13 protein-coding genes and 2 pseudogenes are annotated in these 16,534 nt (G+C 69.6%); 9 read left to right on the top strand and 6 right to left on the bottom strand.

Annotated elements, in window-relative coordinates; translation table 11 throughout:
• The first annotated feature begins 79 nt into the window (after nucleotides 1–79).
• The 3 genes from ACF1A1_RS36305 to ACF1A1_RS36295 all read left to right on the top strand — a co-directional run bounded on the left by ACF1A1_RS36305 (nucleotide 80) and on the right by ACF1A1_RS36295 (nucleotide 5,566).
• Nucleotides 80–3,451 carry a S8 family peptidase gene (locus ACF1A1_RS36305; RefSeq protein ID WP_392006001.1) on the top strand — a complete coding sequence of 1,124 codons (3,372 nt, stop codon included), beginning with the start codon at nucleotides 80–82 and terminating at the stop codon, nucleotides 3,449–3,451.
• Nucleotides 3,452–3,670: 219 nt separating this feature from the next.
• On the top strand, nucleotides 3,671–4,207 hold the full coding sequence (locus ACF1A1_RS36300) for an AAA family ATPase (protein WP_392005999.1): 537 nt from the start codon (nucleotides 3,671–3,673) through the stop codon (nucleotides 4,205–4,207).
• Between the two features lie 894 nt (nucleotides 4,208–5,101).
• Nucleotides 5,102–5,566, top strand: a complete 465-nt coding sequence (locus ACF1A1_RS36295; protein WP_392005997.1) for a hypothetical protein — start codon at nucleotides 5,102–5,104, stop codon at nucleotides 5,564–5,566.
• Between the two features lie 159 nt (nucleotides 5,567–5,725).
• Here ACF1A1_RS36295 and ACF1A1_RS36290 read toward each other — a convergent pair whose 3' ends face one another.
• Nucleotides 5,726–6,277: a DinB family protein gene (locus ACF1A1_RS36290; protein WP_392005995.1), complete on the bottom strand. Its 552-nt coding sequence runs from the start codon at nucleotides 6,275–6,277 to the stop codon at nucleotides 5,726–5,728.
• Nucleotides 6,278–6,748: 471 nt separating this feature from the next.
• Here ACF1A1_RS36290 and ACF1A1_RS36285 point away from each other — a divergent pair, with 471 nt between their 5' ends.
• Entirely contained in the window at nucleotides 6,749–7,150 is a 402-nt protein-coding gene (locus ACF1A1_RS36285) for a hypothetical protein (RefSeq protein ID WP_392005994.1), read from the top strand.
• A gap of 303 nt (nucleotides 7,151–7,453) precedes the next feature.
• Nucleotides 7,454–8,419, top strand: coding sequence for a trypsin-like serine peptidase (locus tag ACF1A1_RS36280; protein ID WP_392005992.1), 966 nt, complete (start codon nucleotides 7,454–7,456; stop codon nucleotides 8,417–8,419).
• 81 nt (nucleotides 8,420–8,500) lie between these two features.
• Here the strand turns inward: ACF1A1_RS36280 and ACF1A1_RS36275 are convergent, their stop codons facing one another.
• Entirely contained in the window at nucleotides 8,501–9,061 is a 561-nt protein-coding gene (locus ACF1A1_RS36275; RefSeq protein ID WP_392005990.1) for a hypothetical protein, read from the bottom strand.
• A gap of 262 nt (nucleotides 9,062–9,323) precedes the next feature.
• Nucleotides 9,324–12,143, bottom strand: a complete 2,820-nt coding sequence (locus tag ACF1A1_RS36270) for a tetratricopeptide repeat protein (RefSeq protein WP_392005988.1) — start codon at nucleotides 12,141–12,143, stop codon at nucleotides 9,324–9,326.
• Nucleotides 12,144–12,331: 188 nt separating this feature from the next.
• On the opposite strand from ACF1A1_RS36270, the gene ACF1A1_RS36265 reads away from it, so the two are divergent.
• The 3 genes and pseudogenes from ACF1A1_RS36265 to ACF1A1_RS36255 all read left to right on the top strand — a co-directional run bounded on the left by ACF1A1_RS36265 (nucleotide 12,332) and on the right by ACF1A1_RS36255 (nucleotide 14,514).
• Entirely contained in the window at nucleotides 12,332–12,454 is a 123-nt protein-coding gene (locus ACF1A1_RS36265; protein ID WP_392005986.1) for a hypothetical protein, read from the top strand.
• Between the two features lie 377 nt (nucleotides 12,455–12,831).
• Nucleotides 12,832–13,434 carry a hypothetical protein gene (locus ACF1A1_RS36260; protein ID WP_392005984.1) on the top strand — a complete coding sequence of 201 codons (603 nt, stop codon included), beginning with the start codon at nucleotides 12,832–12,834 and terminating at the stop codon, nucleotides 13,432–13,434.
• 309 nt (nucleotides 13,435–13,743) lie between these two features.
• A pseudogene (locus tag ACF1A1_RS36255) lies at nucleotides 13,744–14,514 on the top strand (transposase).
• A 63-nt stretch (nucleotides 14,515–14,577) separates the two neighbouring features.
• Here ACF1A1_RS36255 and ACF1A1_RS36250 read toward each other — a convergent pair.
• The 3 genes from ACF1A1_RS36250 to ACF1A1_RS36240 form a co-directional block, all read right to left on the bottom strand.
• Nucleotides 14,578–14,802 carry a hypothetical protein gene (locus ACF1A1_RS36250; RefSeq protein ID WP_392005982.1) on the bottom strand — a complete coding sequence of 75 codons (225 nt, stop codon included), beginning with the start codon at nucleotides 14,800–14,802 and terminating at the stop codon, nucleotides 14,578–14,580.
• Nucleotides 14,803–14,987: 185 nt separating this feature from the next.
• Complete coding sequence (locus tag ACF1A1_RS36245) at nucleotides 14,988–15,467, bottom strand: nuclear transport factor 2 family protein (RefSeq protein ID WP_392005980.1); 480 nt, start codon at nucleotides 15,465–15,467, stop codon at nucleotides 14,988–14,990.
• Nucleotides 15,468–15,643: 176 nt separating this feature from the next.
• On the bottom strand, nucleotides 15,644–15,922 hold the full coding sequence (locus ACF1A1_RS36240; protein ID WP_392005978.1) for a hypothetical protein: 279 nt from the start codon (nucleotides 15,920–15,922) through the stop codon (nucleotides 15,644–15,646).
• A 227-nt stretch (nucleotides 15,923–16,149) separates the two neighbouring features.
• On the opposite strand from ACF1A1_RS36240, the pseudogene ACF1A1_RS36235 reads away from it, so the two are divergent.
• Nucleotides 16,150–16,443 (top strand): annotated as a pseudogene (locus ACF1A1_RS36235) (IS630 family transposase); the annotation flags it as partial.
• Between the last annotated feature and the right edge of the window lie 91 nt (nucleotides 16,444–16,534).

Raw genomic sequence — 16,534 nt, 5'->3', positions numbered from 1 at the left:
TCGTGTGCCCCAACCGCCTCTCGGAGGGGAACAGTTGCGACAGTCGTGCAGGAGACACAACGGACCCGGCAAGGTCGTCATGGCAGCGGCACTCGCGCTGGCCGCGGGAGCGGTCACCGTTCTTCCCGCCACCGCCACCGCCGCCCCGGCGTCGGCCACGCCGCCACCCGGCGGGCTCGCCACGGCCTTGACCGCCACCGGATCGCCCACCGTCGCGGGCACGGGCGCCGCCCCAGCGGCTCGCTGGATCACCCTGGTCACGGGCGACAGGGTGGGGGTGAGCGCGGCGGGCGAGCCCGTCCGGATCGTCCCCGGCAAGGGGCGCGAGACCATACCCGTCAGGGTCGAGAGAACCAAGGACCACACCCTCGTCGTCCCGCTCGACGCCCGGCCGCTCATCGACACGGGCCGGGTCGACGAGCGGCTGTTCGACATCAAGGAACTCAGCGGCGCCGCGTATCGGAAGCATCATGCGTCGGGCACCGGGCTGATCGTCAGTTACCACGACTCGGCGGCGGGGGGCGCCGCCGCGAAAGCGGCCCGCAGTCTGAAGTCCGAACTGCGTGAGAACGGCGGAGCCGAGGTCCGCCGCTCCTTCCCCCGGCTCGGCGCCGAGGCCGTCACCGTGCCCGACGCCTCGGCGGGAAACCTCTGGGAGACCCTCACCCGGCCCTCCGGCCCGGCCCGTCCCGGACAGCGCACCGCCGACCCCGGGCTGCGGCGGATCTCCCTCGACGGCATGCACAGGGCGAGCCTCGACAAGAGCACGGCGCAGATCGGCGTGCCCGCCGCACGGCAGGCCGGCTACGACGGCCGCGGCGTGCGTATCGCGGTCCTCGACACCGGAGTCGACGAGACGCACCCCGACCTGCAGGGCCGGCAGGACGCCGAGCAGAACTTCTCCGACTCGCCCGACACCGAAGACCGCGTGGGCCATGGCACCCATGTGGCGTCCATCGCGGCCGGTACGGGAGCGAGGTCCGCGAACACCTTCCAGGGCGTCGCCCCGGGCGCCCGCATCCTCGACGCGAAGGTGCTCGACGACGACGGGTACGGCAGTGAGTCCGACGTCGTCGCCGGCATGGAGTGGGCGGCCGCCCAGAACGCCGACATCGTCAACCTCAGTCTGGGAAGCCAGGACCGGCCCGGCGTCGACCTGCTGGAAGAGGCCGTCAACCGGCTCTCGGCCGAGCAGGGCATCCTCTTCGTCGCCGCCGCGGGCAACAAGGGCCCCAGCGCGGGCACCGTCGCTTCGCCCGGGAGCGCCGAAAAGGCACTGTCGGTGGGAGCGGTCGACGGGAACGACGCCGTCGCCCCGTTCTCCGGCCGCGGTCCGACTGCCGACGGCCTGGTGATCAAGCCGGACATCACGGCGCCCGGAGTGGGCATCACCGCCGCGGTGGCGCCCGACAGCCGGATCGCCGGGGAAGCCGGTGAACAGCCGCCCGGATACGCGACGATCTCGGGAACGTCGATGGCCACCCCGCATGTGGCTGGCGCGGCGGCGCTGCTCAAGCAGCGGCATCCCGACTGGAAGAGCGCGCAGCTCAAGGCCGCGCTCGTCGCCGCCGCCCGGCCGGCCGGCGCGGGTGCGTCGGCGGAGGGCGGCGGTCGCGTCGACGTCGCCGCGGCTCTCGGACAGACGGTGGTCACCGAGCCCACATCGGTGACGTTCGCCCGGCAGTCCTACCCCCACGCGGACGACGCACCCGCCACCGAGCGGATCACCTACCGCAACCTCGGCAGTGAGCCGGTCGCCTTCGACCTGTCGGTGGCCGCCGTCGGACCCGACGCAAAGCCCGCGCCGGCGGGCATGTTCACGCTCGACGCGCAGCGGCTGACCGTTCCCGCCAACGGGACCGCCACGGTCGGTCTGACGGCCGACACCCGGCCCGGAGGCGACCTCAACGGCGTGTACACCGCGGTCGTGACGGCCCGGGGCACGGACCAGAACGTCAGGACGACGGCAGCCGTCGAACGTGAGACCGAGACGTACGACGTGACGGTGCGGCACATCGGCGCCGACGGCGAGCCGGCCACCGACTACTGGCCCGAGCTCTTGCGGCTCACCGGTGCCGGCGTCGCGGGCGAGGACTACGCGAGCGTCAACCGCACGGGCACCTACACGGCGCGCCTGCCGAAGGGGGTCTACTACCTCGATGCGACGATCACCGGCTCGGACGGGGTGCGGAGCCGGATCACGGCACCACACTTCGAGGTCACGAAGGACACGACGGTCACGCTGGACGCGCGCACCGCGAAGCCGATCGACATCACCGGTTTCGACCCGGACGCGGAACGGGTGCACGCCGAGATGTTCACCGAGCTCGTCACCCCCGACTTCACCACCTCGACCGGCATGATCGGTACGTCCTTCGCGACCATGCGCAGCGCACAACTCGGTCCGGACTTCGCGACCGAGGGCACCCTGTACCAGGAGTTCAGCGCCTTCGACGTCAATGACACGAAGGAGTACCGGTTCGTCTACGGCGACAAGGTGAACCGCCTGGCCACGGGCTTCGCACGGCAGGCGAAGCCGGAGGAGATGGCGCGGATCGGCACACGGCTCGGCGCCACGGTCCCCGGAAAGCAGGGGGGACTCGTCGCTCGCCCGATCGTCCCGGACATCTTCGGCTCCATCTTCAGCCCGAACGTCAGACGTCCGCTGCCCGTGGCGACGACGACGTATGTGAGCACGGCGGGTCACGACTGGGTCATGTGGCTCGACCAGCTCGACGACACGGGGAGCTACCCCGAGCAGACCGTCAGCGCGGGGATACAGCGGTACGAAGCCGGAGCGTCGTACCGCCGTGCCATGGGTGTCGGCGTCTTCGGTCCCGCACTGGGAACCGGCGAGGGCGTCACGCGCGACGGTGACCGGATCACGGCGTGCCTCGAGCTCCTCAGGGACGGTGCGGGCAACTCGAGCTACACCAACGAGGACTCCTTCTCGGCCACGTTGTACCGGGACGGGATCGAGGTCGCTTCCTCACCGGACCTCCTGCGCTGCTGGAACGGCGTCACCGTCCCGGCGGAGACCGGAGACTTCCGGCTCACGGCCACGGCCACCCGCGGCGGCCCCTCCGCCGCCCCCACCGAGGTCTCGGCGGACTGGACCTTCACCTCGGGCCACACCACCGCCGAGGAGGCGCTGCCCGTCTCCGTGGTCCGTTTCGCGCCGCGCCTCGGCCTCGACTCGACGGCGAGGGCCGGAGCGCTCACCCGAGTGCCGGTGACCGTCCTCGGCGCCGCCGCCGGCGACAACCTCGAGTCGCTCACCGTCGAGGTCAGTTACGACGGCAAGACCTGGACGAAGGTGAAGGTGGGCAACAGCGGGTTCCTCGTCCGCAACCCCACGGCCGGCCAGGGCATCTCACTGCGCGCCGTCGTGGTCGACAAGCAGGGCAACACCCTGACCCAGACGATCCGCAACGCCTACCGGGGCAAGTGAGCCCGCACGGTGCCACGGCGGCCCGGCCGACAGCCATCGGCCGGGCCGCTCCACCATGTCTCTTCTGGCCCGGCCAATGAGAGGCGGGTTTCCGCCTCCGCCGAGCTTCGTCCGCCGGCCGCGCGTCGCGGGGGAGGGGTCACCCGTGCGGGGCGATGGTGCGGGCAGTGCCCGGGAAACGCCCCGCCGGTGTCACCGTCCGTCGGTAGCGTGACCGCCATGACGGTGGGCACCGAGGAAACCCGGCTGGTCGTGCTGCGCGGCAACAGCGCGTCGGGGAAGTCGTCCGTCGCGGCCGGCATCCGTGAGAAGTTCGGCCGCGGCCTGGCCCTGGTCGGCCAGGACAACCTGCGCCGCATCGTGCTGCGCGAGCGGGACCGACCCGGCGCGGCGAACATCGGCCTGATCGACCTGACGGCCCGCTACGCCCTCAACGCCGGGTACCACGTCGTCGTCGAAGGGATCCTGTACGCCGACCGCTACGGCGAGATGCTCGCCCAGCTACGGGCCGACCACCGCGGCCCGACCCACGCCTACTACCTGCACGTGCCGCTCGAGCAGACCCTCGCCCGCCACGCCACCAAGCCGATCGCGAACGAGGTCGGCGAGCCGCAGCTGCGTGACTGGTACCGGGAGCTTGATCTGCTGCCCGGCGGCATCGAAACCGTCATCGGTGCCGACAGCACCCTGAACGAGACGGTCGACCGCATCATGCTCGACACCGGCCTGGCCTGCCTTCCCGCGCTCGAACACTGACAGGGCGCGGGGCAGAGCCGAAGGCGGCTGCATACCGACGTCGCTCTCGACTCGCATGGCGAACTGATCGAGCGGCGTTCCGCGCGGCTGCACGGCCGCCGACGCCTGCGTCCGCTGGGAACGACGGGCAGCATTCCCGGAAAGCCTCAGCAGCCGCCCGGGCTCGCCCCGCAGCCCGGTGAACGCCTCCCACCACACCGATCGACCATCAACAGCTCATCGCTGTAACGGAGATGACCTGTTCACCGCCGTCTGCAACGAGGTTGCGGGATTGTCCCCGCCGCTCCCCGGCCGGCGGGGAGTTATTGACGTGCCCTGCGCGCAGGGCACGCGGCTATGGTGACAGTGTCCAGGTGCGCAGGCTGCGGCTACTTCTCCTGCAAAGAGAGCAACGCGGGTTCGAATCCCGCCGCCGGCTTTGGCCGGTGTCGTCTAGCGGCCCAAGACGCTACGTCGCCGCCGCCGACCTCGATCTCTGGACACACCAGCAGGACCGCCCGCCACGGCGAACAGGCGGACGGCTCCCGCCGACGCTGCCTGCGGCTGGGTGACGGGGGAGGCAGCGTGGGCGATTTCACCGCCCGGCCGACTGCGACTTCGTTCGGGGTCCCGCCTGGCAGGCGCCTTGCGGGTGGCGTAATCGTCGACCCCAACCCCGACCCCACCCGCGGCGTGGGCCCATCGAACGCGCGGGCCATAGCAGTCGCGACCGGCACACGCATCAGCGTCACTGGCGCTGTGACCGCTTACATGCGCCGGGTTGGAGTGTGCGGCGCGAGGTGGGTCTGTGATCATCATGTCCGGCAGGATCAGACACACGATTGCGATGCGCACCGGCCGGAGTGTGCCGGCACGGCGCCATGAACGCCTTCTTGTTGGCAGGAGGAGACCTGGATGGCACGGATGTCGATCGCCATGCAGCAGGACGTATATGTCGTGGATGGCATGTTCGGGCTGGTTGATGAAGCGTGTGAGGGCGAAGGACTGCCGGACCGCGCACCAGGAAGTGATTGGGTTCGTGCGAGTTCCGGCTCGGTGTTCCTGGAGACGGCCGACAGCTTGATCATCCGCGCGAGGCTTCGGGTGGAGGGGTGGGACGGAGCCGCTGAGATCGATGAAGCGTACTGGCCTGATCAGGTGTGCCTGTCGCTGGATCTGCCCACGGCACGCCTCTTGGTGGATCAAAGCGACGCGGGCTCGGCCAAGGGACCGCAGCTGTCATCGCCCGGCCGATGGCAGCTGCGAATCAGTCGACGTGAAAAGCCTGAGGAACTCCCCTGGGGGGCAGCGGCAAGCGACCTCGTGGGGGCCTGTTTCCTCCTGCAGTTCTGGCCTGACGGCACCGTGACCGAGGATTGAGGTAGGTCTGGGTGCGGTCGTCGGCGGGCGAGCGGTTGCCGGATCGGATCGGGCTCCAGCGCTGTGACCCCCATGGCTTCGCCGGATTGGATGACGCGGTGGGGCTGCCCGAGGCGCATACGGAATCGCGGCGAACGACAACGCAGCCCGGATGCCCCGTCACTGCCCCACCCTTCCGTCGATGCACTCGCGCAGCAGGTCGGCGTGCCCGCAGTGGCGCGCATACTCCTCGATCCTGTGCACCATCAGCTCCCGAACTGCGATCCTGTCCTTCCCCAATCGCTCGCTCAGATCCGGGTGCTTGGCCAACTCGGCGTCGGTCGCGGCCTGTTCGCGCGCCAGCGCGGAGTAGGCGGCGTCGACCTCGGCCTGCTCGGCGACAGCTCCGTCCGCGTCGCCCTCGCCGTACAGCGCAGGCAGCGGTTCGTCGCTGATCCAGTTGAGCCAGTCCCGCTCCACCTCGGCGAGGTGCCGAATCAGGCCGAGCAGGGACATCGTCGACGGCGGAACCGACCGACGGGCCAGTTGCTCCGCGTCCAGGCCCTCGCATTTCATCCGCAGGGTCATGCGGTAGTTCGTCAGGAAATCCTGCAGCGTGGCAAGTTCGCCGTCCAGACCGACTCCATCGGTGTTGCGGGGGTCGTCGTCCGGGTCAGCCCACATGTCGGGGTAGACGGTTGCCTGGGTCCATCGTCCGGGTTGGTCACTCATGCCTTCCATGCTCGTCCGTGAGGGCCCGAGTCGCTAATGCTCTACGCCAGTGGCCTTCTACGTGGTTGGCGTTCTTGACGATCCGGAGGTCGGCGGTTTTCCTCCGGCCGCTCGGGTGTGCGCGGCCGTCCCAGCCGTCGATGCACGCGCGGATCCTGGCGTTGAGGTCGCGGACGGACCGGCAGTGCCACGGCGGATGGCTGGGCAGGTGCACTCCCGCAGACCCGGGCAGCACCGCACGCCGGCGCCGCAGTACTGCCGGACGGCAGGGCCATCCCAGCCCGCCCGGGGTGCAGCCCCACCGGGTGGTCGACACCCTTGGCTACTTGCCGGTGCCAACGGGGGCTGCCTGTCAGTAGGTTGTGCTGTCAAACTCGGAACGGCCAGCTGGGGGTGAAGGTGGACGGGGCACAGGTTGCTTTCCGCTTGGAGAGGGGGGTAACCGGGTTCCGCGACTTGAGTGACCCGCCCGTGCCGAGTACTGATCCCAGGGCGTGCCGTGCCGCCTGGTATGCCGCGGCGCGGGCTGCGGGTGGGCAGGTCGAGGACTTCGCGGAGCAGGAGTACCCGCAGAACTTCCACAGTGCCACGATCAGTGATCGGGGTGGCACGCATACCGCGCTGTTCCACGCTCACTACCCACTGGTTGCCTTCGTCGGTGACCGGCGCTATTGGTACACCGACGAATTCCGGGAATCTCCGAGTTGGGCCACCGTACTCAGCGACGTCGGCTTTGTCGTATTGAGCGCAAGACGGCTCCTGTCACCGCTGGCGGAGTCGGACACCTCTGCTCTGTCTGCGGCGGAGTGGCATCAGATCAAGCATTGGCGGCCGGGGAACCTTGGCGCGACGCTCTTCAACTCCTGGGACTGATGCCCGGCACCCGAACTGGCCGCTTGCTGCAGCCGTCGCGGTCGGCGTCGATCCTGTGGCTGGACCGGCACCGGCACGGCACCGGCACCACCTGCCACCACCCCTTGCCAGGACATCACGCAGACACCGTGCACCAGCACCCACTCCGACCTGACGGAGTCCTACGAGAGCCCCGCTCCCATGCCCCCGCAACCTACGCCTGACGCGCCCCTGACAAACACCCCGCTCTCGTGGCACGCTGCCTCACGCAAGCCGATCCGCACCGTTCTCAGCCCCCACCTGCCCTGGCAGAAGGAGACCTGCGTGAGACGCCAACGCACAGCCACGGCCATCCTGTTGACAGTGGGCGCCCTGCTCACCGGCGGTCTGTCCGCCGCGAGCGCGGCCAGCGCGGCCACCCCCGGGCCCGCCGAGGCCCCCGCCGCCCGTGTCGCATCCGCCGCCGAGCAGCGCCAGGCCAGTAGCTTCTGGACCGCCGAGCGGATGCGCGGCGCCACCCCGCTCGACCTGTCGCTCAGTCCCAGCGCGCTCAAGAGCCTCAAGACACCGAAGCCGGGCGGCAGGACGACGACCGTCGCGCCCACCGCGTTCCCGCAGGCGGGCGGCGCGTGGACCGGCGGCGGCGCGGTCGTGAAGACCTCGGGCCGGGTGTTCTTCAGTTTCCAGGGGCGTACGGCCTCCTGCTCGGGCAACGCGGTCACCAGCCAGAACGCCAGCACGGTGATCACGGCCGGGCACTGCGTGAAGTACCAGGGCAGCTGGCACACCAACTGGATCTTCGTCCCGGCGTACGACAACGGCAGCGCGCCGTACGGACAGTGGACCGCGTCCAAGACACTGACCACACCTCAGTGGGAGGCGAGCGAGGACATCAACTACGACATCGGCGCGGCCGTGGTCGCCCCGCTGAACGGCCAGAAGCTCACCTCGGTCACCGGAGCCCAGGGCATCCAGTTCAACGGCGGCTACAACAAGCCGATGTACGCCTTCGGCTTCCCGGCCGCGTCGCCGTACGACGGCTCCAAGCTCGTCTACTGCAGCGGGAACTCCTCCAAGGACTTCCTGTTCTCGCAGGACCACAGCCTCGGCTGCAACATGACCGGCGGCTCCAGCGGTGGCCCCTGGTTCACCGGCTTCAGCGAGTCGGCCGGCACGGGCCTGCAGGTCTCGGTGAACAGCTTCGGCTACACCTTCCTGCCGAACCGGATGTTCGGCCCGTACTTCGGCAATGACGCCAAGGCCCTCTACGACAAGGCCCAGACGTCCTGACCGACCCTGACGAGGTCCGGCGGGCGAGTCCCGCCGGACCTCACCCCTGCTCTCCGGCCCATGCCCGCTGTTCCGCGTTGTTCAGCCGACCGGTTCCGTCATCGCGTGCGGTCGTACCGCCGGTTCGAGCAGCGACAATGTCCGCTGCCGGGCATCGAGGCCGACGCGGATGCCGACCGGCATCGGCAGATTCGGGCCTGCGTGTCCGAACTCGACGTTGCCCAGGACGGGGATGTCACGGTCGCCGAGGACGTCGAGGACCATCTCGGGGAGCGTCGGGGACGCGGCGGGCGCCTCGAGTCCACTGATCGCGTGCGGAACGCCCACGACCATGCCGGAGATTCGATCGAGGATGCCGCAGTGTCGCAGTATCTGCAGATAGCTCCACACGTGCGATGCCAGGCCGCCCGTCTCCTCCCAGAACAGCACCGCGCCGTCGAACCACTCGAGCGGCAGCGCGTAAGGCGTCGCCTGCGCCAGCACGAGGCGATTGAGCAGGCCGCCGATCAATGGAGCGGCCCGGACAGCGACGCGATGACGACGAGATCTCCGGGCGCCAGGGCACGAGGTCGAAGCAGTTGAGGCAGTGCCGTATGGGTCACCGACGCAGTGTTCCGACACCCGTAACAACACGCTACTCATTTAACGATCGACTACCCAGTGGCCTCTCCTGTGTGGTGCCCGGTCAGCCGGCCTGCATCTGTTCGGCCAGGGCTTTGGTGTGGGTGAGGGCGTGGGACTCGGTGCCGGTCTGAGTGATCGTGCTGTGGGCGCTGGGCGCTGGGCGCTGGGCGCTGGGCGCTGGGAGACGCTCACACCCGGCGGGTCATCGACGGCTCCTGCGGACGCGAGCCGCTCCCGTCGTACCGGAGCCGTGCTCGTTGTGAGTCACCGCAAAACCCGCTCAGCTGGCGGCTTCACCGTGGTCGTCTCCGGTGCCGTCCGCGACGGCGGTGCAGGCGTCGATGGCCTCTTGGAGGAGCCTGGCCTTTCGCAGGGCGTGGCCGAGATTGTTCTGTGCGTCCGCCTCGCCGTGTCGATCGCCGGAGTCCCGGTAGGCGGCGACCGCACGGGTATACGCGGTGATCGCCTTCTGGAAGCGCTTCGTCTCCGTGTGAAGGTTGCCGAGATTGTTCCATGCCACGGCCTCGCCGTGACGGTCATCGGTCTGCCTCGTGCCGGCGGCGGACGCGGTGAGAGCGGTCAAGGCCTCGTCGTGACGGCCCGCTTTCGTCAGCGCGCCTCCGAGATTGGCCAGCACTCTGGCTTCTCGATTCAGGTCACCGAGCTGCTGATAGATGGTGACCGCGGTACGCAGTTCGCTGATCGACTGCTCAAGCCGGCCGGCCTGCGCCAGGACCGCCCCGAGGTCAGTCAGTGCTCCCGCTCTGCCGTGGGGATTGCCCGCGTCGTGGTGGATGCGCTCGGAGTCGCGCAGCGTCCTGATCGCATCGTCGAATCGCTGTACTCGCCAGAACGCGGCTCCGAGGTTGGCGAGTGCCGCGGCTTCGCCATGCTGGTCACCAGCGTTCCGGTAGGTGTCGGCCGCAGTGCTGAGCGCGGTGATCGCCTCATCGAACCGACGTACCGGTATCAGGGCGGCTCCCAGGTTGGTCAACGCTGCGGCACGGCCGTGATCGTCACCCGTTTCCCGATGGACGACAACCGCTTGGACGTGTGCGGCGATCGCCTCCGCAAAGCGTCCAACCTGGGCGAGGACGAGTCCGAGATCGGTGAGCGTTCCGGCTCTGCCGTGGTGGTCGCCCACCTCCTCGTAGAAGCGTACGGCGGTGCTCAGCGCGGTGATCGCCTCATCAAACCGGCGCGCCTCCCACAAGGCGAGCCCGTAAGGGGTCAGTGCCACGGCCTGAGATCGGCGGTCACCGATCACCTGGAAGACGGCAGCCGCGAACGGCAGCGCGTCGATGGCTTCTTCGAAACGCCGCGCTTTCACGTAGGCATGCCCCAGCGTCACCAGTACCGCGGCTTGGTTGGGGTAGTCCTCGGCCTGCTCGTAGATCTCCGCGGCCGCGGTGGCAAGGGCGATCCAGTCGTCGATGTGGCGGCGGCGTTCGAAGAAGCGAGCGAGCGCGAAAACCAGATCCGTTGCGGCTGTGTGGCCCAAAGTGCGTGCGAACGAGGCGGCGCTGACGAGGAAGAGGTGTTCGGCGTCCAGCCACGCCAAGGCCTGGCTCCGGCCGCCGAACCGGTCGGAGGCGAGCTGGTTGCCCCTGGTTTCCAGGTGGGTGTCGGCTGCCGCGGCGAGGGTGGTGCAGTGATCCAGCAGGCGGACCTGGGCGGCGGTGCGCTGGTCGGTGTCGGCGTGTGTGCGGCCGTGGTCGTCGGCGAAGAGGCGGACCAGGTCGTGCATGGACCAGCGGTCGGGGCGGTCGGGGTCGGCGTGCAGCAGGTGGGCGCGGGCCAGGGCGGCCAGCAGGCGAGGGGAGCGAGGGTGGTCGAGTAGGGCAGTGGCGGCGCTGGTGGAGATGTCGGGGCCGGGGGCAGCGGCCAGCAGGCGGAACGCGCGGGCCTGGTCGGCGGTCAGGTGTCGGTAGGACAGTTCGAAGGTGGCCCGGATCGCCAGCGGCCGACCTTCGCTGTCGTTGTCGTCGTAGGCGAGGGCGTCCAGGCGGGTGCGGACGTCCTCCAAGTCCTGGACCTGGTCGGCGAGGGAGCGCGTGGGGGTATCGCGCAGCAGGGCGGCGATGATGCGCAGGGCCAGGGGGAGGTGGCCGCACAGAGCGGCCAGGCGCTGGGCGTCCTCGCGCTGGGTTGCGACGCGGTCGTCATCGGCGCGGTCGGCGCGCAGGGCGCGTTCCAGCAGATCGAGCGCGTGGCAGGGTTCGAGGGCGTCGAGGGTGACGCGGCGGACGTCGGGCAGCGCAGACAGGGTCTGGCGGGAGGTGACCAGAGCGCGGTGCGGGGAGGGGGGCAGCAAGGGTGCCACCTGGTCGGCGGTGCGGGCGTTGTCCAGCACCACCAGCAGCGGGCGGCCCTTGCCGGCCAGGTCGTTGACGAGGATCCGCCAGGCATCCAGCTTCTCCTGCGCACCGGCAGGCAGGTCCTTGGCCTTCACACCCAGCGCGCGCAGGAACCGGTCGGCCACGGCCGCCGGGCCGACTTCGGGGTCCGTGCTGTACCCCCGCAGGTCCGCGAAGAGAACGCCGCCGGGGAACCATCCGCGCCGACCCGCCTGGTGCGCTGCGTGCAGGGCCAACGCGGTCTTGCCGACCCCGCCCATCCCGGCCACCGCCGACACCACCACCGCTCCCGGCTGCGGGCTCGCGTCCAACGTCTGGTCGGGCCTCAAGCAGGCCAGAACTCCCTCCAGCGGCTTGCGACGGCCGACCAGATCACGCGGACCCGCGGGGAGCATCACCGGGCCCGCACTCTCGGCCGGCGGACGCGCACCGCGCGGCCGCCCGCCGCGCGCCTCGTCCCGCTCCGCCCGCGCCGCCTTGAGGAGCAGCGACCACGAACCCTGCGGCCGCGCCACGTACGTTCCTGCCTTCGCGGCCCGGTCCTCCAGCTCGGCGACCATCATCAGGAAGTACGCCTGATTGTCGCCCCCGGGGACGGTCCGACCCGACAGCCAGTTGTCAATCGTGGCACGCCCCGGCCGCTTCGCCCCCCGGAGATTCCCCAGACTCTCCAGCGTCGGCCGGCCGGCCGCCTCGTGTAACGCCTTCAACTCCGCCCAGAACCGGTCCGCGGCACCTGCCATCACGCTCTCCCCCGGCCATATGGCTTCCCAGGAAAAAGCACCGCTGGAAAACCCGTACTCCCCGGCTGACCAGGCTAGCCGCCCCCCACCCCACCGCACCCCCTTCGCCGGAAACCCCTTGGACGCGAGCTGATGGCATCACCGCTGGGAACACCCCGGCGGCCGGAACCGTCCTCGAAAGGAGCACCATGACCACCACCCCGCCCCCCGCCGACCGCCCCAGCCGCCTGGCCCTGCTCGTTCGCCTCGCCGCAGGCGCCCTCTCCGGCGCCGCCCACGCCTTCGTCGCCTGGCTCCTCAAGGACAAGTGACGCCACCAGTCCGGCGCAGACCAACGCGGGCACGGCACCAGACACCGCATCGCGCCCGCAAGGGCATCGAGTAGCTACGCGGCAGCGAGCCCGGAGGTCCTGCGATGCGCGGGCTTCACCCGACCGAGAAGGGCCCCAGGGGCCGCGGCATCTGTTGCGCTGGGTGCTGCGGTAGATGGTGCGCGAGCCCTCGCCGCGTCCTGAAATCCGTGCAGGTCACCACCACGTAGGGGGGTGGTGGCCGGGACGCACATCCCCGTTGCGGCCGCTTTCCCCGTTTCCTGGCTGGACTTGCGGGTGTGCTGTCGGCGGCGGACCTGGTGGATTGAGTACGTGTACTCATGTCGGAGGCGGTCGGCGGCCTGCAATGTACGTGCATGAGATCAAGATGCCTTCCCAAGTCCACGCGGGTGAAGTCCGTGCTGGCGGCCACCCTTGGCTGTGTCGTCCTGTGCGGGTTCGGCGCCCAGAACGCCGCTGCCGCCACCGACAGCGATGCGGAGGCGCGGTTCGTCCAGTTGACGACCGGCATCACGGACTACTGCACCCCGGTGCCGCCCGGCGGCGGTGGCGTCGTCGATGACGTGTCCGAGCCCTCGTCCGAGTCCGAGGGCATCGACTCCACCCAGCCCGTTCCGGTCGAGGAGGTGCCGTTGACCGCTGTCGAGCAGTGCGCCGGCGAAGTGCACGCGGAGCGCATCAACGACGCGTTCTGGCAGGCCGGCGCGAACGGCAGCTACGAGGCGCTGCACGCCAAGCTGACGGAACTGGACTACCCGGCGTCGCGGATCCACCGGATGACGGACTCCGGAGGCTCCCCTCGGGCACGCATCGACCTGCGCCAGTGGGACGGCGACCACCTCGCTCTCCAAGTCACCGGCACCTACCTCGGGGTGATGGTCGAGGCGTTCGGGGCGCCGGAGGGTGTGAGCGTGACCGAGGTGCGGCTGAAGCCACAGCTGGACGAGCCGATGTTCTGACGTCGGCGAGGCACTTCTGCCGGGGCGACGCCGATCGCCCCGGTCGCCCCGGCGGGTCACTCCATGTTCTGGCGCACCCGAGGGCGGGGCGGCGCCGCGGCCAGGTCGCCGGCCTGCGCCGCAGCGACTGCCCGTGCTGCCCGAGTTCCGTGCGCTGGGCTGCGACCACAAGGCAAGGTGCTTCCAGGCGATGGCCTCGAGCGTGCGGTGATGGTCGGCCCATCGCCGCCCACGGGTGCCGTCCCCCCTGCCGGTCAATACAACTAAGGGCTTTCCCGTTAGCGATCTTGCTGCGCCATGATCTTGGTTGTGACTGTTGTGGTCACGGCGTCGGATCCGTCCTGGATAACCCCGTTCACCGGGCTGAGCCCGCGTACCTTCAGCAAGTTGGTGACCCAGCTGCGCCGGGAGAGCGCCGGCGAGCCGGGCCGAGGCCGGCCCTGGAAGCTGCCGCTTGCCGACCGGGTGCTGCTCGTTGCTGCGTACTGGCGAACGAACCTGACGCTGCGGCAGCTGGCCCCATTGTTCGGGGTGTCGAAGTCGGCAGCCAATCGAGTGATCGACCATGTCGGACCGCAGCTCGCGCTGCAACCGCGCAAGCGGTTCACGAAGGGCACCGTGCTCATCGTGGACGGCACCCTGGTGCCCACCCGTGACCACAAGGTCGCTGAGCAGTCCAAGAACTACCGCTACTCCACCAACCACCAGGTCGTCGTCGACGCAGACACCTGCCTGGTCGTCGTGGTCGGCCGACCGTTGCCGGGCAATCGCCATGACGCTCGGGCCTGGGCCGAATCCGGCGCCAGGGACGCCGTCGGCAAGACGATGACCATTGCAGACGGCGGCTACCGCGGAACGGGCCTGGTGATCCCGCACCGACGGCGCTGCAAGGACGAGGAACTACCGGCCTGGAAAGCCGCCCACAACAAGTCCCACAAGCAGGTCCGCGCCCGTGTCGAGCATGTATTCGCCCGGATGAAGACGTAAAAGCTCCTGCGCGACTGCCGCCTGCGGGGCGACGGCGTACACCACGCGATGCACGGCATCGCCCGACTGCACAACCTCGCCCTCACCGGATAGCCCCACCGCGCAGGGCGATCGAGGGCGGGGCTGCCTTAATCGCATGACGTCGCACGTCAACGGTCAATGAAGTTGGCATTCCCACGGCTCGATGTCCGGCTCCCCCGGGGGCAGCTCCCCGGTGCAGTATCGGTAGAGCCAGGCTGCGGCCCTGCGCTCCGCGTGCTTCTCGTTGACCGGTTCTCCCTGCTCATCCAGTTCGAGGACGTTGGCGAAGATCGCGACGCAGATCTCCATCTGGGAGGGCGACTCACGCAACTCCTCCCAGTAGTCGACCCCCTCCAGCATTGGGTGGCCTACCGACCCCCGGGCGAGCCATCCAGCGAAGCGTCGGAGGGCTCCGGAAGCACCATGACTGAGATGCGAAGGCATGCGAAGAACCTAGCCCCAGCCTTCCCAGGGCGAATCCTCGACCTCCTGTCGCAGAGGCAACGGACTCTCAGGGGGTGGCGCCGATCGTTACGGGACACCTCTTAGGCCGCGGGCGGAGAGGCGAATTCGTCCGGCAGCCGCGGCGGAGATCCCTGGGTCCACACCACGCGCAGCGACGAGGCGGAGATCCGCCAGCCGTCAGCCGTCCTGACCAGTTCGGTGTCGGCATGGCCGGCGGAGATGAAGACGCTGCCCGAGCCATCTGCCAGCACGTGGGTGCTCAGCTGGGCGCCACGGGCAGTGGCCCGGGCGCCGTCGATCTCGATGACGGTGTTGGTGCCCACATGCACGGTCCGGTCGAACAGCGCCATGGCCCGCCGGATACGGGCCAGCAGGGCATCGCGGCCATGGACGGTGCCGACGGGCATCTCCGCGGTGACGTCTTCGGTGTGGAACGCGCGAGCCCACTCCTCGTCGAACATGCCGTTGTCCAGGGAACGCAGGTAGCGGTCCAGCAGGTCGGTGATATCAGCGCGGTCGGTCAGGGCTTGCAGCTGCCGCCGCATCTCTTCGGTGTCCATGGCAACAGCCTCCTTCCTCAAGCATGCTTGAGGTCAAGGCGTCTGCCCGGAGTCCAACCGACCGAGCGTGTGGATCGATCACCACGGCCAACCCGTCACAGTCACGGCTGCCGTTGCGTCCGCAGCCTTTGGAGTTCGAGCGTGATAGCCCCTGGACAATGGGCGCGTCCGGGGTTTCAGGCAGGCCCAACACCCGACCGGACTGAGAGTCGTGCTGCGCGGGAGGCCAGGTGGCGCCGTTCCGGTGCGCTGGTGGCGCGTCGGGCGGCATCGCGGTAAGCGTCCGCCGCTGCGTCGTGCTGACCGAGCATCTCCATGAGGTGGGCCCTGGTGGCGAGCAGGCGGCGGTGGCGTGCCATGCGCTTGTCGGGTTGCAGGGTCGCGAGCAGGTCGAGTCCGGCGGCGGGACCGTGCACCATGGCGACGGCGACCACGCGGTTGAGCCGTCCCCCCACCTGCCCGGCCCCCCGCAAACACCACCGCCTGGATCGACCGCATCGACCCAACGACTCGCCCCAGCGACTCGCCACCCGCCCGCCCCGCCACCGCTGCTGCAGCACCGGCCGCAGCCCCGCCGCGACGAGATCACCGCATACCTGAAACGGAACACCACGAAAGGGCCCACCCCCGTGATCCGGCCCGCCCTGGGTGACATGCCGCGTTCCTGATGCTGCCGGTGATCCACAAGACCCCGGCCATCAAGACCTCGCTGCTGGGCCACCCCCACTTCCACCTGCCCTTCACGCCCACCAGCTCGTCTTGGCTCAGCCCGGTGGAACGCTGGTTCGCGGAACTGCCCAACAAGCGGATACGGCGAGGCGCCCACCAGTCCGTCCAGGTCCTGGAGGAGGACTTCCGTGCCCGGATCGCCGCACGGAACACCGATCCGAAGCCCTACGTATGGAGGAAGACCGCAGACGAGATCCTCGAACGCCTCGCCAGTTGTCGGGACGGAATCCCGGACTCAGAGAACTAGGTCGTTTCTGATGGCTCTTGCTGGGCTGGGTGGATCTCGTAGTTGGCCGGGCAGGACGCCCGTATGGTGCGGCGACACGAACTCACGGACG

Source organism: Streptomyces sp. NPDC014995, from assembly GCF_043080745.1.
Taxonomy (GTDB): Bacteria; Actinomycetota; Actinomycetes; order Streptomycetales; family Streptomycetaceae; genus Streptomyces.
This window is presented reverse-complemented; position numbering and strand designations above follow the sequence as displayed.